Source organism: Wolbachia endosymbiont (group A) of Sicus ferrugineus (assembly GCF_947251515.1).
Taxonomy (GTDB): domain Bacteria; phylum Pseudomonadota; class Alphaproteobacteria; order Rickettsiales; family Anaplasmataceae; genus Wolbachia.
Genome location: NZ_OX366370.1, coordinates 261,289 through 288,243 on the forward strand (window position 1 = coordinate 261,289; position 26,955 = coordinate 288,243).

General features: G+C 35.8%; 16 protein-coding genes and 4 pseudogenes. 12 read left to right on the forward strand and 8 right to left on the reverse strand.

Annotation, left to right across the window (positions count from 1 at the left end):
• Window positions 1-139: 139 nt before the first annotated feature.
• The 3 genes from OPR24_RS01360 to OPR24_RS01370 all read left to right on the forward strand — a co-directional run bounded on the left by OPR24_RS01360 (window position 140) and on the right by OPR24_RS01370 (window position 4,833).
• Complete coding sequence (locus OPR24_RS01360) at window positions 140-1,627, forward strand: hypothetical protein (RefSeq protein WP_265033544.1); 1,488 nt, start codon at window positions 140-142, stop codon at window positions 1,625-1,627.
• Between the two features lie 350 nt (window positions 1,628-1,977).
• Window positions 1,978-2,169 carry a hypothetical protein gene (locus OPR24_RS01365; protein WP_265033545.1) on the forward strand — a complete coding sequence of 64 codons (192 nt, stop codon included), beginning with the start codon at window positions 1,978-1,980 and terminating at the stop codon, window positions 2,167-2,169.
• A 33-nt stretch (window positions 2,170-2,202) separates the two neighbouring features.
• On the forward strand, window positions 2,203-4,833 hold the full coding sequence (locus OPR24_RS01370) for a hypothetical protein (RefSeq protein WP_265033546.1): 2,631 nt from the start codon (window positions 2,203-2,205) through the stop codon (window positions 4,831-4,833).
• An 11-nt stretch (window positions 4,834-4,844) separates the two neighbouring features.
• Here OPR24_RS01370 and terL read toward each other — a convergent pair.
• From terL to OPR24_RS01390, 4 genes and pseudogenes are all read right to left on the reverse strand, one after another.
• Window positions 4,845-5,279: pseudogene (gene terL, locus OPR24_RS01375) on the reverse strand (phage terminase large subunit); the annotation flags it as partial.
• A 12-nt stretch (window positions 5,280-5,291) separates the two neighbouring features.
• A pseudogene (locus OPR24_RS01380) lies at window positions 5,292-6,300 on the reverse strand (IS630 family transposase).
• A gap of 28 nt (window positions 6,301-6,328) precedes the next feature.
• Window positions 6,329-7,546 carry an ankyrin repeat domain-containing protein gene (locus OPR24_RS01385; RefSeq protein WP_265033548.1) on the reverse strand — a complete coding sequence of 406 codons (1,218 nt, stop codon included), beginning with the start codon at window positions 7,544-7,546 and terminating at the stop codon, window positions 6,329-6,331.
• 796 nt (window positions 7,547-8,342) lie between these two features.
• A complete protein-coding gene (locus tag OPR24_RS01390; RefSeq protein ID WP_265033549.1) occupies window positions 8,343-9,359 on the reverse strand; it encodes an aspartate-semialdehyde dehydrogenase in 1,017 nt (338 codons plus the stop codon).
• A gap of 140 nt (window positions 9,360-9,499) precedes the next feature.
• Between OPR24_RS01390 and OPR24_RS01395 the strand changes: the two genes are divergently transcribed.
• The gene (locus OPR24_RS01395) at window positions 9,500-9,946 is read left to right on the forward strand and encodes a hypothetical protein (protein ID WP_253307368.1); all 447 of its coding nucleotides are present in this window, start codon (window positions 9,500-9,502) and stop codon (window positions 9,944-9,946) included.
• A gap of 8 nt (window positions 9,947-9,954) precedes the next feature.
• On the opposite strand, the gene OPR24_RS01400 is transcribed toward OPR24_RS01395, so the two are convergent.
• A complete protein-coding gene (locus OPR24_RS01400) occupies window positions 9,955-11,232 on the reverse strand; it encodes an APC family permease (protein ID WP_265033550.1) in 1,278 nt (425 codons plus the stop codon).
• Between the two features lie 138 nt (window positions 11,233-11,370).
• On the opposite strand from OPR24_RS01400, the gene OPR24_RS01405 reads away from it, so the two are divergent.
• The 4 genes and pseudogenes from OPR24_RS01405 to OPR24_RS01420 all read left to right on the forward strand — a co-directional run bounded on the left by OPR24_RS01405 (window position 11,371) and on the right by OPR24_RS01420 (window position 16,738).
• Window positions 11,371-12,123 (forward strand): hypothetical protein, encoded by a 753-nt coding sequence (locus OPR24_RS01405; protein WP_265033551.1) that lies wholly within the window; start codon window positions 11,371-11,373, stop codon window positions 12,121-12,123.
• A gap of 102 nt (window positions 12,124-12,225) precedes the next feature.
• Entirely contained in the window at window positions 12,226-12,780 is a 555-nt protein-coding gene (locus OPR24_RS01410) for a hypothetical protein (protein ID WP_265033552.1), read from the forward strand.
• A gap of 692 nt (window positions 12,781-13,472) precedes the next feature.
• Window positions 13,473-15,386 carry an excinuclease ABC subunit UvrB gene (gene uvrB / locus OPR24_RS01415; RefSeq protein ID WP_265033553.1) on the forward strand — a complete coding sequence of 638 codons (1,914 nt, stop codon included), beginning with the start codon at window positions 13,473-13,475 and terminating at the stop codon, window positions 15,384-15,386.
• Between the two features lie 340 nt (window positions 15,387-15,726).
• Window positions 15,727-16,738, forward strand: a pseudogene (locus OPR24_RS01420) (IS630 family transposase).
• Here OPR24_RS01420 and OPR24_RS01425 read toward each other — a convergent pair.
• The gene (locus OPR24_RS01425; RefSeq protein ID WP_265034026.1) at window positions 16,695-16,829 is read right to left on the reverse strand and encodes a hypothetical protein; all 135 of its coding nucleotides are present in this window, start codon (window positions 16,827-16,829) and stop codon (window positions 16,695-16,697) included. The pseudogene OPR24_RS01420 and the gene OPR24_RS01425 overlap by 44 nt on opposite strands.
• Before the next feature lie 137 nt (window positions 16,830-16,966).
• On the opposite strand from OPR24_RS01425, the gene OPR24_RS01430 reads away from it, so the two are divergent.
• The 3 genes and pseudogenes from OPR24_RS01430 (at window position 16,967) to OPR24_RS01440 (ending at window position 22,809) form a co-directional block, all read left to right on the forward strand.
• Window positions 16,967-18,316, forward strand: a complete 1,350-nt coding sequence (locus OPR24_RS01430; protein ID WP_265033554.1) for a phosphomannomutase/phosphoglucomutase — start codon at window positions 16,967-16,969, stop codon at window positions 18,314-18,316.
• Window positions 18,317-18,677: 361 nt separating this feature from the next.
• Window positions 18,678-21,359 carry a pyruvate, phosphate dikinase gene (gene ppdK / locus OPR24_RS01435; protein WP_265033966.1) on the forward strand — a complete coding sequence of 894 codons (2,682 nt, stop codon included), beginning with the start codon at window positions 18,678-18,680 and terminating at the stop codon, window positions 21,357-21,359.
• Between the two features lie 438 nt (window positions 21,360-21,797).
• A pseudogene (locus OPR24_RS01440) lies at window positions 21,798-22,809 on the forward strand (IS630 family transposase).
• Between the two features lie 405 nt (window positions 22,810-23,214).
• Here the strand turns inward: OPR24_RS01440 and OPR24_RS01445 are convergent.
• The gene (locus OPR24_RS01445; protein ID WP_265033555.1) at window positions 23,215-24,510 is read right to left on the reverse strand and encodes a Na+/H+ antiporter NhaC family protein; all 1,296 of its coding nucleotides are present in this window, start codon (window positions 24,508-24,510) and stop codon (window positions 23,215-23,217) included.
• A gap of 175 nt (window positions 24,511-24,685) precedes the next feature.
• On the opposite strand from OPR24_RS01445, the gene OPR24_RS01450 reads away from it, so the two are divergent.
• Entirely contained in the window at window positions 24,686-25,645 is a 960-nt protein-coding gene (locus tag OPR24_RS01450) for an RluA family pseudouridine synthase (protein ID WP_265033556.1), read from the forward strand.
• Between the two features lie 7 nt (window positions 25,646-25,652).
• On the opposite strand, the gene OPR24_RS01455 is transcribed toward OPR24_RS01450, so the two are convergent.
• Window positions 25,653-26,915 carry an MFS transporter gene (locus OPR24_RS01455; protein WP_265033557.1) on the reverse strand — a complete coding sequence of 421 codons (1,263 nt, stop codon included), beginning with the start codon at window positions 26,913-26,915 and terminating at the stop codon, window positions 25,653-25,655.
• Window positions 26,916-26,955: the final 40 nt, after the last annotated feature.

The window sequence follows — 26,955 nt, forward strand, 5'->3', positions numbered from 1 at the left end:
TGAAAGGTTAAATGGCGTATGATATAATATATATAGTGTAAAGATATCAATAATTTTATTGACATCTTTACATTAATAGTTCTTAAATGTTTAGTACTGTAGAATTAAATTATTAAGTTTTATAAAGGGAGTAAAAATAGTGGAAAGCTTTTCAGGTAGTAATAAAGACACTAATTTTATTGAGGTGACAAAAATAATGGAAAATTTTTCAGATAATAACAAAAACGGTAGCTCAATCTTCCAAGGAAAAATCAGGGAGCAAGATTTCTCTGCAGAGCAAAAGCTAAACGAGCTAAAAGTAGCAATAGAGGAGCTTGACGGACAAGATTTGCTCAGAAGAACCGAGTGTGAGCTTCAGGCCTCTAGTTGTATCGATGAAATATCATCTCAAGCAGAGCTACATATCGAAGATGGTGACGAGGGCTACTTCAATTGTGAAAAACCACTGGAAGATTTCTGGAGTTTCTTTGAATCTCTCTTCAACCTTTTTAAAGTAAATGTGAGTCCGCAAGACTACCAAATGCTCAAGGAGAAGAAGGAAAAAAACCTGATTGCTGCGATAATTAAGTTTTTGCATGATAAGCTTAAGGAGTTAATCAAGAAGATTTTTGCACGCGATTTAAGTTTCGATCAGAGGTTGGACAAAGAGATAAAAGAATTGGAAGAAAAATTATTCGGTGGTGGTTTATCTCCGGAAGAGGAAATGGCAATACTAGAAAGATTGGAAGCGCTGAGAGGACTGAAACTCAAGTTACAGATGGCCGTTACCGGATGGATTATTACAATGTTTGCAGAGATGTTTGGAGTCGAACTAACAGCTATAGTAGAGGCATCTAAAGAAGAAACAGCTAAAGCAGAAGATAAAAAAGCAGGAAAAACATCATTAAAGGAAGAAAATAAAGAAGTTTGCGAAAACGTAGAAATGAAAGTGTATGAAAGAGAAAAACCTAAAGTGCCAGTTTCCCTGTTTGAAGTTTCACCCGGATTTGTAAGGCCGGTTGTTCTGAGCAAACCGGAACTTGAAATTGTGTCAGATCCTTTGAAACATCTATTGCGTTTTGCTGAGCTTGAAAGAAAATATCATGAAAATTCACAAAAACCAGAAAAAGTGAATGAAGAGAAAAAAGCGAAGCCAGAGGAACCGAAGGAAAAGTTGTGTCCACCGAAACCTGCGGAGAAGAAGCCCGTGGTGAGTGGGATAAAATTTTATACTAAAAAAGGTGTAAAAAAGGATATTGGTTCCGAAGAAAGGCGTCCAAATACTAGTGTTAATGGAAGAGGAACCACGTCTACCAATACTACTAACGGTTTTAATGAAAAGGAACTCAAGCCTACTAATGAGCAAAAATTTGATGGGAAAGAATCTAAGTCTACTGGTAAGCAAGAAACAGATGATCCTTACGCTAAACTTGCCGAAAAGGTTGCTCGCAAGAATGCGCGAAGAGAAGAATCTACCACTATTAAACACGATTATCCAATTGATACTTGGCAAGCTCCATCAGGAGCTACTGGTAATGAAAAATCTAGTGCTAGTTCTGCAAGTGATGCTCAACCACCAAAAGGATTGACTAATGATGTAAGAGTTGAGAAATGTGTAGAAGGTCAGTCAGCAGGGAAGGCACCATAGTGTAGTACTTAAATGACAAAAAAGGGCAGTACTTGAAACTGGAATCCAGGATGTGCATTGAGTTTGATAAGTGTAGAGTTTTATGTTAAGAGGGAGCGTTTTTGATGAAATTGTGAAGAACCAGTGTTAGCTACTTGGATGACACCTATAGGTATTTGGTATGACATAAAGAAACACGAGTATCATTCAGCGTCTTTTTTTGTCATTCCAGCGCGTGACGCTAGAATCTAGAAAACTGAATTTTATGAAAAAGAGTGAATAAAATTTTTTAAAAAAAAATATAAAAAAGTGCTTGCACTTAATTTTATTTTTAGTATAATGGCTACATAATATTTTTACTGGAGGTTAATATGCATGGTAGTAATGATAATGATAATGGTGGTGGTAATAAGTGGATTTCAGATAAAAATGTTGAGTGGATTGGTCCTGATAAGTATAAAAACTACGAACGGGAACGTGAAAGCAGTAAGCCCAACACACAACTGGGTAGTAGTAGTGCTACTGGTGCCGGTAGTAGTAAAGATAAAGGCAAAAGCAAGTAGTGTTGTTTCATCACAATTTTAGTGCGGGGAGTTATGGGTAATTCTACAAAAGAGCTGGTTAATGCGTTTAACTTAAATAATTATTTTTCTAATAAGATTAATACTAATTTTACTGTAGAAGGTAAAAAGATTGTTGGTTTGTTTGCTAGTAGTACTAATATAGGAGAATATCTGCGAGGAATAGGAAAGGAGATAATAGAGCGGCACTATCCTAGTGGAACTGTAGCAGGTGCATTCTATAATTTGAACTGTTTTCCATTTGTTCTAGGTGTTAACCCTGATAAAAAGTATTTAGATAATGGCACAGTGAAAGTGAAGCTTGCAGATTCTACAAATAATGAAGTAATTAGTAACTTGAAGGTTCATTTTGCTAATGAGTTTGAGAGGGCTGTGATATCCAAAGTGGTTGCATGTCTACAAAAATCAGGGATAACGAAGGAGGAAGCATATGAATGGGTAAGAGAAACTGTTCAAACAGGAGCGATAGGTAGTCCTTATCTATACTGTATGGCTTTTAGCAACGAATACCTTAAGAGGGAATATGATTTAGAGACTTTTGAATTTTTTAAGCAGGCATATATTAAAGAATTTAACTCAAGGTTAGAAAACTGTGGCCTGAAGAGCTCGGACTTTTACGAATATAAAGATGATATGTTATGCGTCAAAAACGTTAGCAATAAGGTAATCAAGAGTGTAACAGAATATGTTAAAAAAGAAGTAGCACTTGATTTTAGAACTCCAAGCACAGAAGATTCTAAAGTCGAAAATTTTAAAGATGTTCTTGGCGATTTTATTTTTAAATGGACAGGGAAATCAATTAATGCTTATGAGCATGATATTTTTACGGATAAAAAGGAAATAGAGAATGGTAATGATTTTGTCCTTGTACCTTTAACAAAAAGATATAGTGGTCAGCTTGAATCTTTAAAGCATAAGGATGTGTACAGAATTAATATAAAATATAAAAATATTATGAGTGATATCAGAGGCAAGACTGCAAAACCAGATGTTGCCAGTTATGAAAACCCAGTTTACGCTATCTCTAATAAAGGAATTGCTCAGTTACTTCCTAAAATTATGGAGTCTCCAATTGCATATAATCAAATAAACAGACGTTTTGAATTTGCAGTTGATCTTACAAATTTTAAGAGACGTGGCTCGAGTCGATTCTCCTCAACAGTAACTTCTCCATTCAATTCTCCTACACATGCAGGACAGAGTGGACTAAGAACACCGCCCAACCAAAGGAAAGCAGACAGTGGTTATGATAGTAATTCACCTCCGAAACCTAAGGATTCTGTTGCACATTCTTCAAGTAGCGATCCAAGATCATCCTTTGAAGAGATACAGGAGCCACAGTCGTGTTTTCTTAGGCAAGTGCGCCATCATGTAGGTGCTGCTGAAAGTAGATCAGCAGGGACTAATACTTGTACTCAGAACCCTTGTTCATCACTGAAAGGTGCTGATAAAAGTGTGCGAACTACTTGGTATGTGTCTTCTCCTCTTACGACAGGAAATGATCCAATGTCCTCAAGTCTTGGGGTTTTTGCAGATTCTCCAAGTGTTAAAGGTAAGGAGAGCATTTTTAGTGTGGAACCTGAAAAACAGCAAGTTACTGATAAAAGTGATCGAGAAAGTAGTGATGAGTGTTCTGAAGCAAAGTTACAAAAGAGTGAATCTCCGAGTAGCCAGAAAGAGTTAAAAAGTAATTTATCTTTAGATAGTAACACTTCATCAAAGTTACAATTAATTAAAGAGCATCTAAGGAACAAGTTGTCTAAGAAAAAGAAAGGGTCAAAAAATAATTCGTTTTCAGATGGTAGCACTCCATCAGGGTCTCTAGGGAAAATGTCTTTTAAGCGAAATAAAGAAGAACGTGATTCGATATCTTCAAGTGTAAGTGCTCCTGGGGGTTTTGTAAGTAAAAAACCACTTCTTTCTAAACGATCTGTCTCAGAAAGAAAAGCAAAAAGTAATCCACCCTCAAAAGTGACTTCTCCTGTACATTCTACAATTAATGGTAGTATTCCAGAACTTCCGTCACAAGGTGTCGTAGGCGAACTAAACATGCCCGGGGACCGTAGTTCTAAAATTTCTGCAGATAGTGGTTTAGGGTCGCTTGAGCGGGGACAGTTATTGCCGCTTGCTGAAGAGTTTAGTGATTCATCTCAGCAGAGCCTGTCAATAGGTATTAAACTTGGAAATATGCTTAGTGAATTATTAAATTCTGCTCAAAATCTACTCAAAAACCCGGCTTCTTCTACTCATAAAGGTGTGCCAGGTGGACCAAAGAGGCAAACATCTCTTACCCCTAGCCAGAGGGAGGAACTATACAAAGTTTTTTCTGATAAGATGAAGGGGAAGCTAAACTCCAGCTCTTTTCCTTCTGGGTACGAGAAGTTACTACACTTACTTTATGTTGATCAGAGAGAGCTGCTCTTACTTCTTTCTGAGCCTAAGGCAAAAGAGCAACTGTGCTCAGTTCTTCCTCTTCCTCCTGAGAAGATGGAGCAAGTACAATCAAGTTCTCCTGAGGAGGTATTACGCTTATTTCACACGTTCTTTAGTAATCAAAAAATTAGTGATAACTTTCTTATAAGTTCTAAGGTAGATTCTCCTAAGACCGAGAAACACTTGCAAGAAGAAAAAGAAGTTTTGGTATAAGCGGTTTGTACCTAATACACCGTTCTGAGCCATCTAAGCGTTTTATTAGGGTTAGGGCCAAAGTCTCTGACCCTAAAGGCGCTGGTGTTAGTTTTTCTCATCCATTGCAGATACTGCACGGTACTATCTACTTGATCATCGTGGCGAGTTTCTGGGAATATTAAAATTTCGTACTCAAAATCATTGAGCCATACCGCTTGGTGCAGCAGAAAAACCCTGCCAGACTCTATCACCGGAACAATTTGATAAAATCGAGTGAGTTTGTCATTGTGTGGCACTATTTCAATAATCGGTAGATCGCTATTTGCCTTTAGCTCTTGTGTTAATTGCTGACCACTCGTTTTTGCTTCAATCAAAATTGCGTGTGGTGCCCATCTTGCAGCTAGTGACAGAACTTGCTCTTTAAGCTTTGGGTACTCAAGCTTTGCTCGATATACATCAAGTAATACCAATTCTCATTATTGGTCAGTCAAATAGGAGAAATTGCAGAGTTGTTTAATTGTGGAGCTGGCAAGAGAAGTAATAAATTTGCACAAAGCACCCTAAAGCAGAGCAATTGTATCGTATATTTTATTGCGCAAAATGTTCTGTTTTATATATAACCAAAGCCTCTCAACAAGATTTAGCTCAGGTGAATATGTAGGTAGGTATATAATGTCGATATTTTTAGGTACCTTTAAATTTTTTGACCTATGCCAACTAGCACAGTCCATAACGAGAAAAGCCTCTCGTGTTTCTAGATATTGCGACATCTGCTCAAGAAATATGTTCATGCAATCAGTGTTGACATTTGGTGCAAATAAGCTAGAACTCTCTCCATTTCTAGGATTAACCGCACTATAGAGGTAGAAATTTTGCCTAACTAATTTTGTTTTAACCTGTGTTCTAATCCCCTTTTTAAACCACCCATGTCCAACCTTTGAATGTGTGCCAAACCTTGATTCATCAAAGAAAAATAGCTCTTTTTCTGGATACTTGCTAATAGCTCCATTGAGATTTTTTTTTGAATTCCTCTTGTTTGCTTTTATCTTGTCCATTATGAACTGGTCTGGGTGTAATATATGAGAATTTCATCTTTTGCATATAGCGGTGTACTGTAGATTTGCTGATATTTAATCCGAACTTTTCCTGGATTCTTATTCTCATTTCTTTAATGGTAATATTAGGATTTTCTTCTATCCACTCTTCAATTTGCCGTAGTTGATCCTGATTTAATTTAGTTTTTCTACGCCGTTGTGGAGGAGTAAACAGTTTTTCTTTTCTGCCAAATTTCAAGAGTTTTACCCACGAAGTTAGTGCGCTTCTTGAAATGCAATATATTTTTGCTACAGCCGTTATACTATGCTTTTTTGCTGCAATTACAGCATTTAGTTTTTTTGAAACATATGCATTGTTCCTTACTTTCTTCAGCATTTCTTTTGCTGATTCTACTACTTTTTCATCCAATAATTTTGATCTTAATGCCATTTATACCTCAACTATTTTACTTGCTTCATTATGGCTTTTCTTCCATCATTGTCCATCTGTTTGCCTTGTAATGGGAATTGGTATTACTGCGTATATCTTCATTTTTTTCCCATATGCTAGCTAGTTCATTAATGTTGCTTTCTTTTAAAAAATCATATAGTGGCTTGTCTTCTTTTGTAAGTTTTTCAATCTCTTCCTTATACTTCCGAAGACCTTCTCTATAACTACTAGCTATATCACTATTATACTCTAATTGAACGGAATCTTTTAACTGCAAATTATCTTGACTGACATGTAAACCAGCAGCTTCCAGTTTTGCTATATGACCTACCAGAGTTTTTACCATCTTTGTATGGTTATCGTTATTAGTATAATAGCGATTGTGGTAATTGCTAACAGCAAAACCTAGCGATATGTCCTCATCTTTATCTGCTTTATTAATATCAGCACCTTTATCAATTAGAGCTTTTACTATTTCTACATGCCCCTTCTCAGCAGCAAAATGCAACAGCGTTCTTCCATTTTCATCCTCTTTGTTAACATCAGCCCCTTTATCGATTAAAACTTTTACTATTTCTACCTGGCCCTTTTTAGCAGTCAAATGTAATGGAGTCCTTCTGCGACGTACCATATCGATGATTGGTGAAAGATCTTGCTCGCCTGTTTCATTAACATCTGCTCCTTTATCTATTAGAATTTTTGCTATTTCTACAAGGTTATTTTCAATGGCAAAAAATAATGGAGTACATCCAACTCTATCCACCACATTAACTTTTGCCCCTTTGTTTATCAAAACTTTTGCGACTTCTATATGACTATATTCAACAGCATAATGTAATGGAGTAGTTTCATCACCACCTGTCTTATTAACATCAGCACCTTTGTTTATTAGAGTATTTACTATATCTATATGACCACTTACAGCAGCATAATGTAATGGAGTATTTCCATGCTTATCTCCTACTTCAATATTTGCCCCATTTTTTATTAAAGCATCTATTACCCTCTCACAACCACCCTCAGCAGCACAATGTAATAATGCTTTATCGTTATACCACTTGTAATTAATACCTAATCCAGCATCCTTCCAATTTTTGGCGATATCAGACCATATCTTACCATCTTCATATGGTGTCTTCATCTCACTTGCTATTTTCTCGATTACATTATCTACACTCAAGTCTGGAAGAGCGTTTATTTCTTTTAATATATCTGTAATCACACCCTTAGTCATAACTTCTTTCACTCAACACTACCGTATAAATATTTTACCCAGTATCTCAGTAATTGTCAATTTTGCTAACAAATCACGTAAAAATTTGTAGAAAACACTGGACTCCGTAGCATTACAAAAAATCCAATTATTTTCTTGCATTACTCTCTGTCATCCAAGTAGCTGACACTGGTTCACTTTATGATGGTCAGTACCTTCTTCTGTCATCCCAGTGCGTGACACTGGGATGACAGAAGAAGGTGCTGAGATGACAAAAAAAGGAGCACTGACTTCTCTTGGGCTCTTTTAGCTATAAATATTAAGAAATTAACTAATTAAAAAAAGGCAAAAGAAGCCCCGTGGTTAACTAGTTATTTATATGTACTTCAAAATATTGGCGTTTTTTTCTAAACGCTACGATTCAGCCGCTTTTAAATGCGACTAACCCAAATTATAAACGTTAAGAAATTTACTAAGTGAAAAAAAAGGCAAAGAAACCCTAGGGTGGCTAGTATTCAAATTCTCCCTTGTCTATTTGACGTCTTTTACTGTCTTAAACGCTTTATAAGCGCGTTTCAGCTTGTATGGGTAAAAACCCGAAGTTTTAAAAAGACATGCAGTGCACATAGTACGCCAAATACAAGTTTTTTTGTCATTTTAATCTGCTGCAGAGATTGCAAAGATAAATAATTAGCTTCAGTTTCATGATAAGGGAGGTGGCGGAGTTTGTCAAGGAAGTTTTTGTAGCTCTCATGGTTTTTGCGTCACACGCTGCCATGTGGTATACAAATTTCCTTCGAATTACAACGTACGTGCACTCTATATGCACTTAATACTCTCTTATCAAAATCTCAAGAATCTGCATTATATTTAATGCTGCGCCTTTGCGCAGATTATCAGCCACTATCCACATATTTAATCCGTGTTCAACAGTATTGTCTCTTCTAATACGCGATACATATACAGCATTCTCCTGTACAACATCAATTTGAGTGATGTATTCACCGTCTTTACGCCTGTTGTACACTAAAACTCCACTATCTTCGGCTTCACTTAGCACTTCACGAGCTTGTTCTTCAGTGATATGTTGATCAAATTCTACATTTACTGCCATAGCGTGACCGATAAAGACGGGTACTCTTACACAAGTTGCAGTAACTTTTATATCTTCCTCTAAAATTTTTTTTGTCTCCTCTTGCATTTTCCATTCCTCTTCTGTAGAACCATTCTCTATGAATTTCCCTACATGGGGAATGCAATTAAACGCTATTTGCTTGGGGAATATCTCGGGCTTTTTAGTCTCATTCATGAAGATTTTTTTTGTCTGGTCATAGAGCTCATCCATTGCTGCTTTGCCTGCGCCAGAAGTTGATTGATAAGTTGAAGCAACGATTCTCTTTATTTTTGCTTTCTGGTGTAATAGATATAGTACTAGCAGCATCTGTATTGTAGTACAGTTTGGGTTGGATATTATGTTGTGGTTTTTATATTCCATAATTTTTTCTTTATTAATCTCCGGAATAATGAGTGGCACACCTTCTTTCATTCTAAAATGGGAACTGTTATCTATCACGATGCATCCACCCTGTGTTGCAATTGGTACATACTTTTCAGAAACATGATATCCAGCACAGAAAATGGCTAAATTAGTTCCAACGAAGTCGTAATTCTCAAGGCATAAAACTGTTAACTCTTTGTCACCAAAACTCACCTTCTTCCCTTCTGATTTTTTCGATGCAAGTGCAATTACAGAATCTATTGCCTCATCTTGAAACTCAGCAAGCGTGCTTAATACCTCACGCCCTACTCTTCCGGTTGCTCCAATAACAGCAATTTTGTATCCCATATAGATGAACCTCTAACTTTAAAGTTCTATTATATTTTTGCTGACAAAATTTACAATTGTTTTAATATTTTCACCTTGCAATTAATTGTAATTTAGCTATTATTATGCAATATTAGTAATATTACATAATAAAGTGAAAGATGAATAAAGAATACAATGAAACTAAGGTTAAACCTGCAATGTCTACACCTCAAGAGCCTGAAAGAACCAATGGATTAAAGGCTCAAAATGTTCTTTCGAAAAAAAGAAAGCCTGCAATAAATTTTGATGATAAAAAATATGGTGTAAAAAACCTTAAAATAGACCAACAGTTCCTAAATAAAAGACAAGAATCTTCAAAGCTAAGAGATTTCTTAAGATCAATACCAATAATAGGGAGATTTTTAGCAAGGATTTTCACACCTGAAAAAATAGAAATCATCAGTAACCCTATATATGACAACATGGAAGCATATGAAAAATCGCAAGCAGGTCACTCCAGTAAGATAAAAGATGAGACTAGTGTAGATGATGAACACGCAAAAGAAGTAGATAGTAAACTTGAGAAGGGTAATGTTGAACAAGTGGACAATAAGAAAAGTCGTTAAACTCTATTTTATTGTGCAGGAGCTCTGCAGTACCAAAATAAATAAATGGGTATGCCACTTGCGGTGAATAAGCTTGCGATCAGCAAGGTATTCACAGAAGTTTCAAATATTACCCAGCAGCAAAAGGTTGTTGCTATACTGCCAATTAAAAATTTGTAATAGTTTTTCTCCTTTATAATAACCTTGAGAAAAGCAAGACTGCATGCAAGGTAAACAAATAAAAATGAAACTACAGAAAAGTCGATAATTGATGTGATCTGTTTAGCAAAATTGTTGCTTGAAGTGAGAATTAGTAGAACTGAAGTGCCAACGGAGCTGATTGTTATGCCCCAGAAAGGAGAACCGTGCTTGTTTCTTTTAGCAAAGAACTGTGGCATCAGTTTATCTTCTGCAAGGCCAAGGGCCACTTGTCCACTAGCTAGTACCCAAGCATTTAAACTGCCAACACAAACAATAAAAGCAACAATAGAAATGATCAAATGCCAATTACCTGGAAACATAATTTTTATTGCGTCAACATACGGCGCTTTTGAATTAACTAGATCATTGCCGTTTATCAATCCTATGATTGCAAGGCTATTAATGAAATATATAACTGCAACAGAGATTGTGCCAAGCACTATGGCTCTTGGTATAGTCTTGGCTGGATCGTTTACTGATCCTGCAGGTGCTGTTGCTGATTCAAGTCCAATAAAACACCATAGAGTGAGTAGTGTAGAGCGAGCAAGGACTTGAGACATCGTGAGGGTTGATATTTCCTCACTTATGATAAAATTATTCCTATCAAAGAAAAACAACGCTGTTACTGGTATAGCAAGCAGTGCGGTAATTTTGACAGTCATCAATAAAAGCTCAACACATCCAGCAGCAGTGACACCTCTTAAATTTATTAGTGTAATGATCGTAAATAATAGTATTTCTAAAAATAAGCGTATATTTTGAATATCTCCATGAAAAAGCGAAGTAAGATAGCCAATACTTGCAACGATTACTGCTGTCGTGCTAACCCATGAAATCACCCAATACGTCCAACCAACAAAGAAAGCTGCAGCAGGGCCAAAAGCATGCTTTACATAGACGTGAGGGCCACCCGTTTCTGGAAATTTTGCGCAGAGTAAGGCAAAAACCAAAGCAAGAGATATAGCACCAAGCCCTGATATCACCCAGCTTATAAGGCTATAAGCGCCATATGGAGCAAGGCTAATTGGAAGCATAAAAATTCCAGAGCCAATTTGACTACTAATCACTAAGGCAAAAATAGCCCAAAAACCTATTTTATTTGACACAATAGTTTCTAATTTCTATCTGAATAGATTAACAATATAACTGAAGCTCAGAAATTTCAATCAATCTCTATAGAAACTTGCATTTTTTTCAATTTATTTCTAAAATAGATTATATTAACAAGTTATTAAGTGAAGGTTATGAATCCGAGGTTAAAAAGATTTTTAGTTGCGTGTGGGTATATTTTACTATTTGTTTCTGCTATTGGAGCAATTATTTTATTTGACTACTTACTTGAGATCTTTATTGATGCGCTTTATGCATTCCTTCTTGCCAAAACTTCAAGTGAGGTGTTAGCTGTTTTTGGAACACTTGCAATTTTTCTAGCTATTGGCGTTTCGTGCTACGGGCTGCATAAGCTCTGTTCTATCTTTACAGAAAAGATTACAAGCAGCTATCAATCTTTCAAAAATGAAAATAGTGGTGATGGTATTTTTTCTGAAGTATATAATGACCCAACAATAGGGTTGAAAGATAAAATTTTGTTTTTCTCTATATATTTGATATATTGCATTCAATTACCATTTTTGTACTGTGCTTCGAAGGTATCAGAGCTCAGCAGAATGTTATCAGGTAATAAAGCAGTAAGTGCTAGAATATGTCTTGTGCTTATAAATGCTATATTATTAATCCCAGTGGCACTTCTTGAATTGATAAAGTATCCATTAGTGAGGCTTTTCTCACCTTTGGGTTTGAATGTAAAGCAGCTAAGCTTTTTGTTTAATGTAAGTGATGTGGGCACTAGTAGTCAGAGTGTTCACACGAGTAGTTTTGAACATAGTATTCTCCAATGCGCTCAAGAGTTAAAACAGAAATTTGGAGCTCAACCAAATGTACTCAATAAAGAGCTTGAAGACTACATAAATAATTCAGATGGGCTTACAACTCAATAAAAAGAGCAATTAAAACTTTATCTTAACTTTAATGGCTCCAATGAAGCAGTTTGGCAAGAGTCAAGAACTAGCCTTACTCTCACGCAAACTGCAAATTTAGTTTTGACTGCAGCTAAGGATCAAAAGTCAGATATAGATTTTCTAAAGTGCATGTTACTGATACGTTTCAAAGAGGGAAATGGTAAGTGCAATCTAGGAATGTTCAATCGTATTATTTACTCGCTTAGTTGTCTTGAAGCAAAAAATAACTTTACAGTTGAAGTAAACTCTCAAGTGTACGAGAGAATGCCAAGCATTACGGAAAAATTCCTTAGAAGCTGTAACAATAAAAAAATTACAGTTTTAAAGGACAATTTTGATAATTTTTATTCTGATGGTGATATGGATCCTCAAATAAAAAGCAACATCAGTAAACTGATAGAAGAAGCAAAACAATCTGTCTTTAATGAATTGTATGTGGATTATTACAATAGGTATGGGCAAGATGCTGGAAGAGGCCCTATAAAGCATAAATTAAAAGAGTTAATTACAAGCGATGATGTAAAAGAAGCAATAAGCGCTGTTATAGATGGTATAGAAATTCCTCCAGTACCACCTACTTATCTTGAAAGAGTAAAAGCATTTTTTGGAGGTCATGCAAGGTCTTCTGCTACTTAGTGGTGCTATAGCAGAAAACTTTTTTATTTTAACTAAAAAAATTACTTCTGCATATTCAAAGCCTTATTATAATGACAATTAGAGATATTTAGAGAGCTCAAAATCTATCTCCGTCTGCAGACTTTTCATCTAAATTTCAGTTAAAAATGTGGCGTATCTTCTTCAGCGTGTATACATATACTTAATCTCTGCCCAATGTACGTTGCATTTTTTTTGAATCTTGTTCATATGGGGGATTCTATGTCTAAAATTCCAGACACTTGACTTTAGCTAAAAACCATCTGGCGCCTATGGTTTTTTACAGTTTTGTCTTCCCTTTTCTGAATGGTTTGCAAGCTGCTGTAGCTAACCCAAGAAAGGTTTCCCTACGTCATACCGCCGCGGTATCTCTAGATCCCGCTAACAAGTAGCGGGATGACGAAGTTATCGTCATGCCACCGCGAACCGTCATATCGCCGCAGACCGTCATACCGCGATTCATTCGCGGTATCTCTTAACGCTAACTATGGATTAGCCGATAAAGAAAGAGCTGGAGATAGAGGGCTTTTTGGGTTACCTGAAAAACGGTTATGCAAGAAGTCTATTGTTGTTTAATGTTTTATGGCTTTACGGAAAGTTTATAGCTATACAACTTATCTTAAAAGCAATATAGTGTTCACTATGCAATGAATCAAAGATAGTAAGTAAAGTCTATGAAATTTCAAATCACTACACATTTTCAACCCGCTGGAGATCAACCGCAGGCAATCGATAGTTTAATTGCGGGGCTAAATAGCAATAAAAGAGACCAAGTTTTACTTGGGGTTACTGGTTCTGGGAAAACTTTCACTATGGCAAATGTTATAGCAAGGACAAACAGACCTGCGCTGATCATGGCACACAATAAAACCTTAGCAGCACAACTTTATGAGGAAATGAAAGGATTATTTCCCAATAATGCTGTTGAATATTTCATTTCTTATTATGATTACTATCAGCCCGAAGCTTATTTGCCGCAAACTGATACTTATATCGAAAAAGACTCTGCAATCAACGACAGAATTGACATGCTGCGTTATTCTGCCGTCTGCTCCCTCTTGGAGCGCAGGGACACGATCGTAGTTGCCAGTGTTTCTTGCATATACGGTCTTGGTTCGCCTGAAAGCTACCGCAGCATGACTATATCTTTAAGTGTTGGAGATAAAATTCATGTTAATGATTTCTTGAGTAACTTAGCTGATCTCCAATACAAGCGCTCTGATACCAGGTTTGAGAGAGGATATTTCAGAGTGCGTGGCGATATTATCGATATATTTCCTGCCTATTATGAAAATAAAGCTTGGCGTTTATCGCTGCTTGGTGATGAAATAGAAGAAATTTCTGAAATTGATGCTATAACGAGTAATATTACCAAAAGCCTAAATACAATCACCATTTTTCCAAACAGCTATCACATTACATCACGTGAGACTCTGTTGCAGACAGTTGAGCTAATCAAAAAAGAGCTGCATGAATGCTTGGATTATTACTACTTGCAAAACAAGATTGTTGAAGCAAAGCGCCTCGAGCAACGCACTAATTTTGATATTGAAATGATGAGAACAACAGGAATATGTAAAGGTATTGAAAATTATTCGCGTTATCTCTATGGAATGGAAGCTGGGGATCCACCGCCTACCTTGTTTGAATATTTACCCAAAGACGTAATTTTATTTGTTGATGAGAGTCATGTCACCGTTCCTCAGATTGGTGCAATGTACAGTGGTAATGAGGCGCGTAAAAAGAAATTGATTGACTATGGCTTCAGGCTCCCTTCCGCTTTTGATAATCGTCCATTAAAATTTGAAGAATGGGAGGAAGTTAGGCCGCAGACTATTTACATTTCAGCTACTCCTGGAAAGTATGAGTTGGCAAAGACCAATAATGTATTTATAGAGCAAGTTATCCGTCCAACAGGGCTTACAGACCCAATCTGCATTGTGAAACCAATAGAGAGTCAAATTGATGATGTAATTCATGAGGCACAAGTGACAATAGGAAAGGGATTTTGTGTTTTAATCACTACACTGACAAAAAAAATGGCTGAAAATTTAGCTGAATATATGAGTGAATTAAATATGAGAGTAAGTTATTTGCATTCTGATATTGGTGCGCTGGAGAGAATAGAAATTATATGTAAATTAAGGTCTAAAGAAATTGACGTTTTAGTAGGTGTTAACTTGCTTAGGGAAGGTCTTGATATTCCAGAGTGTGGTTTGGTTGCAATTTTAGATGCTGATAAAGAAGGATTTTTGCGATCAGAAACATCGCTCATTCAAACGATCGGTCGTGCTGCACGTAATGCTGAAGGTAGAGTAATTTTATATGCAGATAAAATCACTGGTTCTTTAGATCGTGCATTAAGGGAGACCGAAAGAAGAAGAAAAAAACAAGAAGAACATAATATATTGCACAATATTGTCCCGAAGACTATAATAAAACCTATATCAAACACCTTACAGGAGAGGGCAATAGCAGAACCAAAAGTAAATACTAATAAGGATGACTTGAGAAAGCAAATGATAGAGCATGCTGAAAATTTAGAGTTTGAAGAAGCAGCAAGAATAAAAAAATTATTGCAAGGTTAAGTAATATATGATGCTATGGGCATAGCATGAAAGTGTAAACAACTAAACTTCCACTATTCTTCTTTTTATTTTAACTCATCTTTTTGAGACTTTTGACAATTTCTTAGAACTGAAGAAGAAAAAGGGTATTTTTTTATTGACTTACCTATGTATTACGGTAATCACTAAAGAATTAGTGAGTAATGGTTATAGAATATGAATGGTGGGGTACCAAACAAGGGATTTAATGAACAATTACGTGACATTTTAAATGAGTAATACCAATTCCCATTACAAGGCAAACAGATGGACAATGATGGAAGAAAAGCCATACTAAAGTAAGTGAAGTAGCGAGGTATAAATGGCATTAAGATCAAAATTATTGGATGAAAAAGTAGTAGAATCAGCAAAAGAAATGCTGAAGAAAGTAAGGAACAATGTATATGTTTCAAAAAAACTAAATGCTGTAATTGCGGCAAAAAAGCATAGTATAACGGCTGTAGCAAAAATATATTGAATTTCAAGAAGCGCACTAACTTCGTGGATAAAACTCTTGAAATTTGGCAGAGAAGAAAAACTGTTTGCTCCTCCATCACGCCGTAGAAAAACTAAATTAAATCAGGCTCAACTACAGCAAATTGAAGCATGTATAGAAGAAAATCCTAATATTACCATTAAAGAAATGAGAATAAGAATCCAGGAAAAGTTCGGATTAAATATCAGCAAATCTACAGTACACCGCCATATGCAAAAGATGAAATTTTCATATATTACACCAAGACCAGTACACAACGTACAAGATAAAAGTAAACAAGAGGAATTCAAAAAAAAATCTCAATGAAGTTATTGGCAAGTATCCAGAAAAAGAGCTATTTTTCTTTGATGAATCAAGGTTTGGCACACATTCGAAAGTTGGGCATGGATGGTTTAAAAAAGGCACTAGGACTCGGGTTAAAATAAAATTAGGTAGGCATAATTTTTATCTCTACAGTGCAGTTAATCCTAAAAATGGAGAGAGTTTTAGCTTATTTGCACTAAATGTTAACACTGATTGCATGAATGTATTTCTTGAGCAAATGTCGCAATATCTAGGGACAAGAGAAGCTGTTCTTGTTATGGACTGTGCTAGTTGGCATAAGTCAAAAAATTTAAAGGTAGCTAAAAATATTGAGATTATATACCTACCTCCATATTCACCTGAACTCAATCCTGTTGAGAGGCTTTGGTTATACATAAAACAGAACATTTTGCGCAATAAAATATACGATACAATTGCTCTGCTTTAGGGTGCTTTGTGCAAATTTATTACTTCTCTTGCCAGCTCCACAATTAAACAACTCTGCAATTTCTCCTATTTGACTGACCAACAATGAGAATTGGTATTAGAATATCATTTTTCTTTTGTTCATCTACATCTAAACTTTGACCCTCAGCTATAAATACACTTTCGTTCTCCCATGGCATAATTTTACACTTTTAGAAATGTACTATAATACTAACAACTTTAATTAAAAAATCAACTAATTATGTGGGTAAATAAAGAAGAAACTTGAGCACTTGTCCATTATGTTATATAGTAGTTACTTCTTAAGCAGTGCAGTATGGACAATACCATTATAAGAAAATACGATATTAGAGGTATAGTAGGCAAAGATTTGCAGATTAATGATGGGTACGAGATAGGTAGAAAGTTTGGCCAAACCGTAGCTAGTGTTTGTGTCGGCTACGACAGCAGAATAGATTCACCGGGTATAGAAAGAGAATTAATTAGGGGCTTAACTTTATCTGGAGTAAATGTTATACGCGTTGGGCTATGCTCTTCACCTATGCTCTACGCTGCAACACAAATCACACAGGCGGATCTTGGTATCATAATAACTGCCTCTCATAACCCCAGCGAATATAATGGCTTTAAATTTTTTAGTAATAAAAAAGTCTTCTCAGATCAAGAGATAAAGGAAATTATAAGCAATCCAATTAAAGACAGTACAAGAATTGGAAGCTTAATTAACATAAATATATATAGTGAGTACATTCGCATATTAAAAAGTGCAGTGAAGAATATTACTACACAGAAATTAAAAATAGCCTGGGATTGTGGAAATAGTCCAGCAAGTGGAATTATAAGGTATATTGAAAAGATCTTGCCTGGTCATACGCATATCGTAACCAATAACTCTATAGATGGGGCATTTCCACTGCATGATCCAGATCCCATAGAGGAAAAAAATCTCGCTCAATTAATTGACATTGTGAAGGAATATGGATGTGATCTTGGCATTGCGCTAGATGGCGATAGCGATAGGGTGCGCTTAATTGATAATAAAGGCAACGTTGTTTCCAATGACCATTTATTTATAATTTTTGCACGTGAAGTGCTGGAGGAATATCCAGAAAGCAAAGTTATTGCTAACGTAAAAATGAGTATGAAGGTGCATGATTTTGTTAGTAAGTTAGGAGGGCAAGTTATTACCTGCGCTACTGGACATTCACTAGTTAAGAAGAAGATGGTAGAGGAAGAGGCAAAGTTTGCTGGTGAGTTAAGCGGGCACTTCTTCTTTTCTGAGCTAGGTTTTGATGATGGGCTATATTCTGTTGTTAAAGCAGTTGACATTTTGCTTAAGAAAAACCAAAGACTATCTCAGGTGATTGAGGATTTACCGAAGTTATATATCACTCATGAAGTAAAGATTGTAGTGAAAGATGAGAAAAAATTTCAAATAATTGAATCAATAAAGAAAACACTAGAGAAGCAAAATATTGTATTTTCAGATCTTGATGGTGTTAAAGTAACCGATAATAAAGGTTGGTGGCTTCTTAGGGTATCAAATACGCAAAACTGCATTACAGCAAGATGCGAAGGAGAGACTTTAGAAGGTTTTGAACTTACTAAAAAGGTTTTGTTCCATTACATTGATGAAGCAAGGTCTTTAAATTGTAGCTGCTCATAGAAAAATTAACCCTATCTCTTAAATAGAGCCACTTAAGGTGGCTGCTCCTGAAACCCGATTTTGAAGGGCCTTCCTTCATCTTCAATAAAACAAACATTACTTTGTTCGTTACTGCAGCACACCATTATTCTTAGGGTTGAAAAACTTAGAAAGAGCCATAAAAAAATTTTTAAATATATCTTTATATTATATATTCTTATTGATAATAATTTGTCATCTTTTTTGTTAACTTTACTGATGTTGCCAGAAGGAACGTTGTTGCCAAATTTTGTAAAATTTATTATCCTAAGGTTTCAAGTCCTCACAGGTTTATTGGAACTATATGTACAATGTGTTTATCAGTGAAAATCCGGAGAAAATGATGGGGGAAAAGTTAATACATTACTTCAGCCAGAACAAATGTGAAGGCAATGCAGAAATGAAAAATCTGCTGGGAGGAAAGGGGGCAAATTTAGCAGAAATGTGCAATGTTGGCATTCCGGTTCCACCTGGTTTCACAATTTCCACCTCTGTTTGTCAGGCCTACTGTCAGGATAATGAATTGTCTAACGACCTACGTAACGAGATTAAAAACTACATGGCGATGCTCGAAAATGACATCGGTTGTAAATTCGGGGATTTAAATAACCCCTTATTAGTTTCAATACGCTCTGGTAGTGTTAGTTCAATGCCGGGCATGCTTGATACTATTTTAAATGTTGGTTTAAATGATGAAACAGTTATTGGGCTTGCAAAAAAAAGTGGAGAACGTTTTGCCTATGATAGCTACTGCCGTTTCATCATGATGTACTCCAATGTTGTACTACAGCTTGACCATCACCTATTTCAAGATGTTGTTGATAATAAGCAGCAAAAGAGTGGAGCAAAAAGCTTAGCTGATCTTGATGTTGATGTTTTAAAGAGAATTGTTAACAATTTCAAAAGGATAGTATATGAAAAAACTGAGAAACATTTTTCGCAGAATGTTGAAGAGCAATTGTTAAACTCAGTTAATGCAGTATTTACCTCTTGGAAAAATGATAGGGCTGTTTCCTATAGAAGAATACATAATATTCCTGAAAACCTTGGAACAGCGGTCAACGTGCAAGCAATGGTTTTTGGTAATTTAAATGATAATTCTGCAACTGGTGTGATATTTACACGAAATCCTTCAACTGGAGAAAAAAAGCTTTTTGGTGAGTTTTTGGTTAATGCTCAGGGTGAGGATGTGGTTTCTGGTGTTTATACTCCTATGCTAATTGACGGAGAGCAAGAAAACACCATGGAGAAGTTGCTGCCAAGTGTCTACCGAGAATTATGTGTGGTATGTGAAAAACTTGAAAGGCATTATAAAGACATGCAGGATATCGAATTTACTGTGCAGGACGGTAAGTTATGGATTTTGCAGACTAGGTCTGGCAAGCGCACGGCTGAAGCTGCTATTCGCATAATAGTTGATATGGTAAACGAAGGAACGATTACAAAAGAAGAAGGAATATTGAGAATTGATCCAAAAACTTTTGACAATTTATTGCATCCAGTTCTTGACGTTAAGAGTGACCAAAAAGTAATAGGGAAGGGACTGCCGGCTTCTCCAGGGGTTGCTTCTGGATATGTAGTGTTTAGTGCAAGTGATGCTGAAAAAGCTGCAGAGCAGGGTAAAAAAGTGATTTTAGTAAGGTCAGAAACGAGTCCTGAAGATATTAATGGAATGAATGCTGCAAGTGGCATAGTAACAGCACGGGGAGGGATGACCTCGCATGCTGCTGTTGTAACCCGTGGAATGGGTAAGCCATGCATTTGCAGTGTAAGTGGACTTTATATCGATAAAGATGGAACTTTCTTTTCTGTGGGGGGTACAAAAGTAAATAAAGGTGAACCAATTACCATCAACGGAGGAACAGGGGAGGTTATGCTTGGCATTCTTCCTACAATTTCACCTGAATTATCGCAAGAATTCAAAACGATAATCAACTGGATAGATGAAATCAAAACGGTCAAAGTGAGAGCGAACGCTGATACTCCAAAAGATGCAAAAATTGCAAAAGAATTCGGTGCAGAAGGTATAGGCTTATGTCGCACAGAACATATGTTTTTCGCTAGTGATAGAATCGAATTCATTCAAAAGTTGATAATAGCTGACGATGAAAATGAAAGGGCAAATGCGCTCATTAAACTGGAAGAAATGCAAAAGTCTGATTTCAAAGAAATATTTTCTATTATGGAGGGCAGGGAAGTCACTATACGGTTGCTTGATCCGCCTTTGCATGAATTTTTACCCGATAATCAGTCTACTATAGAAAAAATTGCTAAATCGCTCAATAAGTCAGTTGAATCAGTAAAAAATAAAATAGCACAGTTGTCAGAAAAGAACCCAATGCTTGGCCATCGAGGTTGTAGACTTGCCATTTCTCATCCTGAAATATATAGCATGCAGATTAGGGCAATACTTAGTGCTGCAAATGAGCTAAAAAAGGAAAAAAGTGTAGAAATCAAGCCTGAGATCATGATCCCTTTTATAATGAATGAGAAAGAATTTATTCTGATATGCGAGCTAGCAAAGAAAGAATCCTCTGTCATCTCAGCTGGAATCCAGACGCAGATTCCAGCGTCACGCGCTGGAATTACATCAGACAAGGCTTATTCAATTGGAACGATGATAGAACTACCAAGAGCAGCACTGATTGCTGATAAGTTAGCAAAACATGCAGAGTTTTTTAGTTTTGGCACTAATGATTTAACGCAAACAACCATGGGACTTTCAAGAGATGATTCAGTTAGTTTCCTCGATTCTTATAAGGAAAGCAATATATTTGACAATGATCCATTTGAAGTGCTGGACATCGAAGGGGTAGGGGAGTTAATCAAGATAGCCATTGAAAGAGGCAAAAAAACCCGAAAAGAAATAAAACTAGGTATATGTGGAGAGCACGGAGCAGATCCAAAATCTATAGAGTTTCTCATCGAATCAGGGGTGGATTATGTTTCATGCTCACCCTATAGAGTACCGGTTGCAAAGTTAGTGGCAGCACAGTTTAGTGTAAAATCTAAGTTTGTTGGGTAAGTAAGAAATATAGCAATAATATAACCACTGGTGACTTTCCTCACTTAGACAACTGTGTCAAGCACTGGAATGACACCCTACTTAACCGTCATACCGCGATTCATTCGCGGTATCTCAGCCGCTAACACATAGCGGAATGACGATTCTTCAAATCGTCAAGGTGTCATCCCAGTGCCCAGACTACTTGGATCCAGAAAACTTAACTTTAAATAAGTGGCTGCATAATAAAGACTAGATTCCAGCGTCACGCGCTGGAATGACACCATTTTCGGTCTCTTAAATTGCTTTAGCTACAAACGTTAAGAAATTTACCAAGCGAAAAAAAAGGCAAAAGAAGCCCCGTGGTTGGCTAGTAATACCAATTCCCACTATACAAAGAACGGATAGACAATAATGGAAAAAAAGCCATACTAAAGTAAGTGAAGTAGCGAGGTATAAATGGCATTAAGATCAAAATTATTGGATGAAAAAGTAGTAGAATCAGCAAAAGAAATGCTGAAGAAAGTAAGGAACAATGTATATGTTTCAAAAAAACTAAATGCTGTAATTGCGGCAAAAAAGCATAGTATAACGGCTGTAGCAAAAATATATTGAATTTCAAGAAGCGCACTAACTTCGTGGATAAAACTCTTGAAATTTGGCAGAGAAGAAAAACTGTTTGCTCCTCCATCACGCCGTAGAAAAACTAAATTAAATCAGGCTCAACTACAGCAAATTGAAGCATGTATAGAAGAAAATCCTAATATTACCATTAAAGAAATGAGAATAAGAATCCAGGAAAAGTTCGGATTAAATATCAGCAAATCTACAGTACACCGCCATATGCAAAAGATGAAATTTTCATATATTACACCAAGACCAGTACACAACGTACAAGATAAAAGTAAACAAGAGGAATTCAAAAAAAAATCTCAATGAAGTTATTGGCAAGTATCCAGAAAAAGAGCTATTTTTCTTTGATGAATCAAGGTTTGGCACACATTCGAAAGTTGGGCATGGATGGTTTAAAAAAGGCACTAGGACTCGGGTTAAAATAAAATTAGGTAGGCATAATTTTTATCTCTACAGTGCAGTTAATCCTAAAAATGGAGAGAGTTTTAGCTTATTTGCACTAAATGTTAACACTGATTGCATGAATGTATTTCTTGAGCAAATGTCGCAATATCTAGGGACAAGAGAAGCTGTTCTTGTTATGGACTGTGCTAGTTGGCATAAGTCAAAAAATTTAAAGGTAGCTAAAAATATTGAGATTATATACCTACCTCCATATTCACCTGAACTCAATCCTGTTGAGAGGCTTTGGTTATACATAAAACAGAACATTTTGCGCAATAAAATATACGATACAATTGCTCTGCTTTAGGGTGCTTTGTGCAAATTTATTACTTCTCTTGCCAGCTCCACAATTAAACAACTCTGCAATTTCTCCTATTTGACTGATCAACAATGAGAATTGGTATTACTTACATTATACTTTCAAGTATGGCGTTTTTTATGTTTTAAACGCTTGACAAGCAAGATTTAGCTGCTTTTAAATGCAACTAACCTACGCTGCAAATGTTTAAGAAATTTACTAAGCAGAAAAAAAGGCAAAAGAAACCCCGCGTTAGCTAGTTGTCACTCTCTAATCCTGCAAATTGGCTTACTATACTGTCTTAAACGCCTTATAAGCTCGTTTCAGCTTGTGTAGGTAAAAACCTAGAAATATTGTGAAGACATAAGACGCCAACTACGTTGTTTTCTTGCTGTTTAATCTGCACAGATGAAGATAATTGAATAGCTTCAGTATAATGATAAGGGGGGCTGGCGGAGTTTGTCAAGTAATTCCGTTTCTTATGGGTAAAAAAGAGAAACTCTAAGTTGCAGACGCACAATGTTTCTCTTTTCTGCTGTTGATGATTATTTCGCCTATTGTAACTGCTGCTAGAATAAAGCAGTAATATACCTGTGTTAATAAAGAAACAGGTGATACAGAAGCTATACTTCCTGCTAGCAATAGTTGAGAACCATAAGGTAAGATGCCTTTTGTAGCACAAGCAAAAACATCTAATAAGTATGCACTGCGGTATGGTACAATATCGTGTTTCTGTGCGAGTCTTTTTGCAATGCCACCACTTAGTAAAATAGCAATGGTATTATTGGCAACTAAGGTAGTAAACATAGACGCAATTCCTGCTATCAAAAATTCAGCTTTAGTTTTTGTGATATTGCTTTCATCGATGAGTTTATGCAACGCTTTTTGACCTTGTTTGTACATTATATGGCTCAACCCACCGATAAATAGAGCAAATATCACTATTTCGTTTACTTTTTTGAAACCGTCGTACACGTCATGAGGAAATTGAACGATGGCATAATCAAAAAAAGCTATTCCTAGCATACCAGCAATAATTATGTTTACAGTTATTGTTACTAAAGTGGTGACTTCAAGCAGCCCCATGATTATTAAAGAAATATAAGGAATAATTTTTATTATAGAATAATAATCTAAATTTGATATAGAAATAATTTTTGTACTACTTGAAATCACTGCCAGATAGGTGAGTGTTATAATACCTGCAGTAAATGCAACCTTAGAGTTTATTTTAAGTTTATCTTTTGCTGAAGCTCCCTGTGAAGAAACAGATGCAATGGTGGTATCAGATATCATTGAGAGGTTGTCACCAAACACGGCACCACCTACTACAGTTGCAGTTCCTATTTCAAGGCCAAAAGCTCCACTCTTTGCCAGATTAACAGCTATAGGTACCATCAGCGCAACAACTCCCATAGATGTACCAATTGCAGTTGAAATAAAAGCAGAAGCCAAAAATACTCCAGGCAGCATTAATCTTGCTGGAAGGAAATTAAGAATTAAATTAGCAACAGTGTCTGCGCTACCAATTGATTGAGTAACCGCAGAAAATGCTCCAGAAAATAAAAAAATTAAACACATAGTAAGGGTATTTTTGTCACCCATGCCCTTGATAACAGTATCGATGTTATGCTGAATTTTATTTGTACCACGTGAGACAGCAAAAAATAGCGCTGGTAACAAGCAGATTACTGGTGAAACCTGATGAAGTGGATTATCAGTTCCGATAAAAGAAAAATAAGCACCACTTCCAAGGTATAAGATTAAAAAAATAATCAAAGGGACAAAAGCTGTCATTTTACTGTACCTCAAACTTATGACTATAACTAATTAAGTGGTTTTAAGCAAGTTTGGTTTTCGCTAGTTTTGCAGGAAGTTGACAGCAGAGTTTTAAACTTCATATTTAATCTACTAAATAAATAGCACATGTAGCCGAAGGGTTTATATCTTGTGCTATACTTTATTTTATGTCATGCAAACAGTTGATATTAGCATACATCCAAATAAAGTAATGGAGAATATAAAAACCATATCAGTAAAAGACGATAACGTTAGGCTGGATAGGTACATCAGAAGAATCTTTCCTGATCTAAAGCAATCTGTAATTGAAAAATCTTTAAGGAAAGGGTTAATCAAAGTTGATGATTGCAAAGCAAAGTCTAGTGATAGAGTAAGTTCTGGACAAACTATAACGCTGAAGCACTTGAATTATATTGAGAACGCTAATTCTGATCACAAATATAATGAAAAGTTAGTGAATCTACTAAGAGAGAACATATTATATGAAGATGAATATATACTAGCTATAAACAAACCCGCAGGGGTCATTGTTCAAGGTGGCGTAAAAGTAAAGATTAGCATTAGTGATTTGCTTGACCAAATAAGAGAGGAAGAAACATTTAAAATTGTCCATAGGCTGGATAGAGATACGAGTGGAGTGATAATATTCGCACGCAATGCTAGTGTTGCCAGATACCTTATGGAGGAATTTAAAGGACAAAGGGTAAAAAAAACTTACTTGGCATTGACTTCTGGCATACCGAGCAAGGATAGTGGAACAATAGACTATCCATTGGTGAAAAAATATGTTTCAGGTCAAGAAAAAGTGGTCGTTGATGAAAATTCACCTCAGAATGCCACTACGCATTTTTCAATTATAGCAAGGTTAGAACATAATGTCGCTTATTTAAAATTACAACCAATTACCGGCAGGACCCATCAGTTACGTGCACATTTAGCTCATATAAATTGCCCTATTCTTGGTGACGGTAAATACGGTGGTAAAAAAGCTTTTATTAATGGGGTAGCAAATAAAATTCACCTTCATTCGCATTCTTTATCTTTAAAATTACCAAACAATAAAGAAACCACTATTACCGCTCCTATCCCTAAGCACATTGAAAAGTCTATTGAAGCGCTATTTTTCGACTGAAACGATTTCACCAATCAACTTTTTTGTCTTTGGCTTTGATTTGAAGCATAGATATCAGGCTAATTAATGAGCAGGCAGTAAGATAAATGCCTGCTGCAAGTTTTGTTTCGGTTTTTTCTATAAGCCACATGCATATGGATGGAGAGAGGCCACCAAAAATTCCTGCAGATATATTATTTGCTAAACTTACACCGATGCATCTAACTTTTGTTGGGAATAGTTCACAAACAATAGAGCCATACATTCCAAAAGATGCGCCTACTGGTATAGTAATCAATAAGTAAGTTATTATTACAACGTAGTGGTTGATAGAAGACAATAATAGTAACACAAATAAACCAATTAAAGATAGTATTGTTAGTATAGAAACCATTACACGCTTTCTTCCAACTTTATCAGATAGAATTGCAAAAAGTACTGCAGATACTGCAAATACAATCTGTATTACTATCCTCATTAAATCTTTAATACTAATAGATAAAATAACTAGCTCTTTTATTGATACATTATAAAACATTATTGCTGCGTAGACAATCGCATTCTGAGCAATCCCCAGATTAATTGAAATGATAAGCGGTCTTTTATAGTTTCTTATTAGTTCTAACAGTGGTGAACGTGATAAATTATCAGCATACTTATTAGTTTTATATGCTAAGCTTTCTTTTAATATGTACCTAGTTAAAAAACCTATTGTCCCCAAAAAAAAGCAAAAATAAAAAAGCAACTTCCATCCCCATATTTCATAGTTCTCACCTGTAACTCTTTTGCAGATAAATATCATTGTTATGCATAAGAGCGTTCCAAGGGCTCCGCTAAAGGGCTTCATACTTCCTAAGAAACCTAGATTTTTTTTATCTTTTGAATGCTCTATCATAAATGCTGTATTAATGCTTGTTTCACCTCCTGCAGTTATTCCTTGCACTATTCTACAAAACACAAGCAATACAGGTGAAAGCAACCCTATTTCTTTATACCCAGGTATAATTCCCATAATTGTGGATGATATTGAAATTAATATTACTGAAGTAAGTAAAGTCTTTCTTCTGCCATACTTATCTCCCATGTAACCAAAAATTACTGCACCAATTGGTCTAAACGCAAAACCAATTGCAAAAACACCAAGGAATTTGAGTGTACTCAAATAATGATCTTCTGATGGGAAAAAAACGTTGATGATTGTATCTGTTAATACTCCAAAAAGAGTGAGTTCATACCACACAATCATGTTACAGATCATGCCCGATAGTATTGCTTTTTGGATATTATTCATGGTCTTTCAATTTAACATAACCTAATATATCATTAACCGG

Bases quoted from the DNA above. Each gene is read 5' to 3' on its own strand.
- OPR24_RS01365 (WP_265033545.1), top strand. From the start codon at position 1,978: ATGCATGGTAGTAATGATAATGATAATGGTGGTGGTAATAAGTGGATT.
- OPR24_RS01370 (WP_265033546.1), top strand. From the start codon at position 2,203: ATGGGTAATTCTACAAAAGAGCTGGTTAATGCGTTTAACTTAAATAAT.
- OPR24_RS01390 (WP_265033549.1), bottom strand. From the start codon at position 9,359: ATGGGATACAAAATTGCTGTTATTGGAGCAACCGGAAGAGTAGGGCGT.
- OPR24_RS01395 (WP_253307368.1), top strand. From the start codon at position 9,500: ATGAATAAAGAATACAATGAAACTAAGGTTAAACCTGCAATGTCTACA.
- OPR24_RS01405 (WP_265033551.1), top strand. From the start codon at position 11,371: ATGAATCCGAGGTTAAAAAGATTTTTAGTTGCGTGTGGGTATATTTTA.
- uvrB (WP_265033553.1), top strand. From the start codon at position 13,473: ATGAAATTTCAAATCACTACACATTTTCAACCCGCTGGAGATCAACCG.
- OPR24_RS01425 (WP_265034026.1), bottom strand. From the start codon at position 16,829: ATGCCATGGGAGAACGAAAGTGTATTTATAGCTGAGGGTCAAAGTTTA.
- OPR24_RS01430 (WP_265033554.1), top strand. From the start codon at position 16,967: ATGGACAATACCATTATAAGAAAATACGATATTAGAGGTATAGTAGGC.
- ppdK (WP_265033966.1), top strand. From the start codon at position 18,678: ATGGGGGAAAAGTTAATACATTACTTCAGCCAGAACAAATGTGAAGGC.
- OPR24_RS01445 (WP_265033555.1), bottom strand. From the start codon at position 24,510: ATGACAGCTTTTGTCCCTTTGATTATTTTTTTAATCTTATACCTTGGA.
- OPR24_RS01450 (WP_265033556.1), top strand. From the start codon at position 24,686: ATGCAAACAGTTGATATTAGCATACATCCAAATAAAGTAATGGAGAAT.
- OPR24_RS01455 (WP_265033557.1), bottom strand. From the start codon at position 26,915: ATGAATAATATCCAAAAAGCAATACTATCGGGCATGATCTGTAACATG.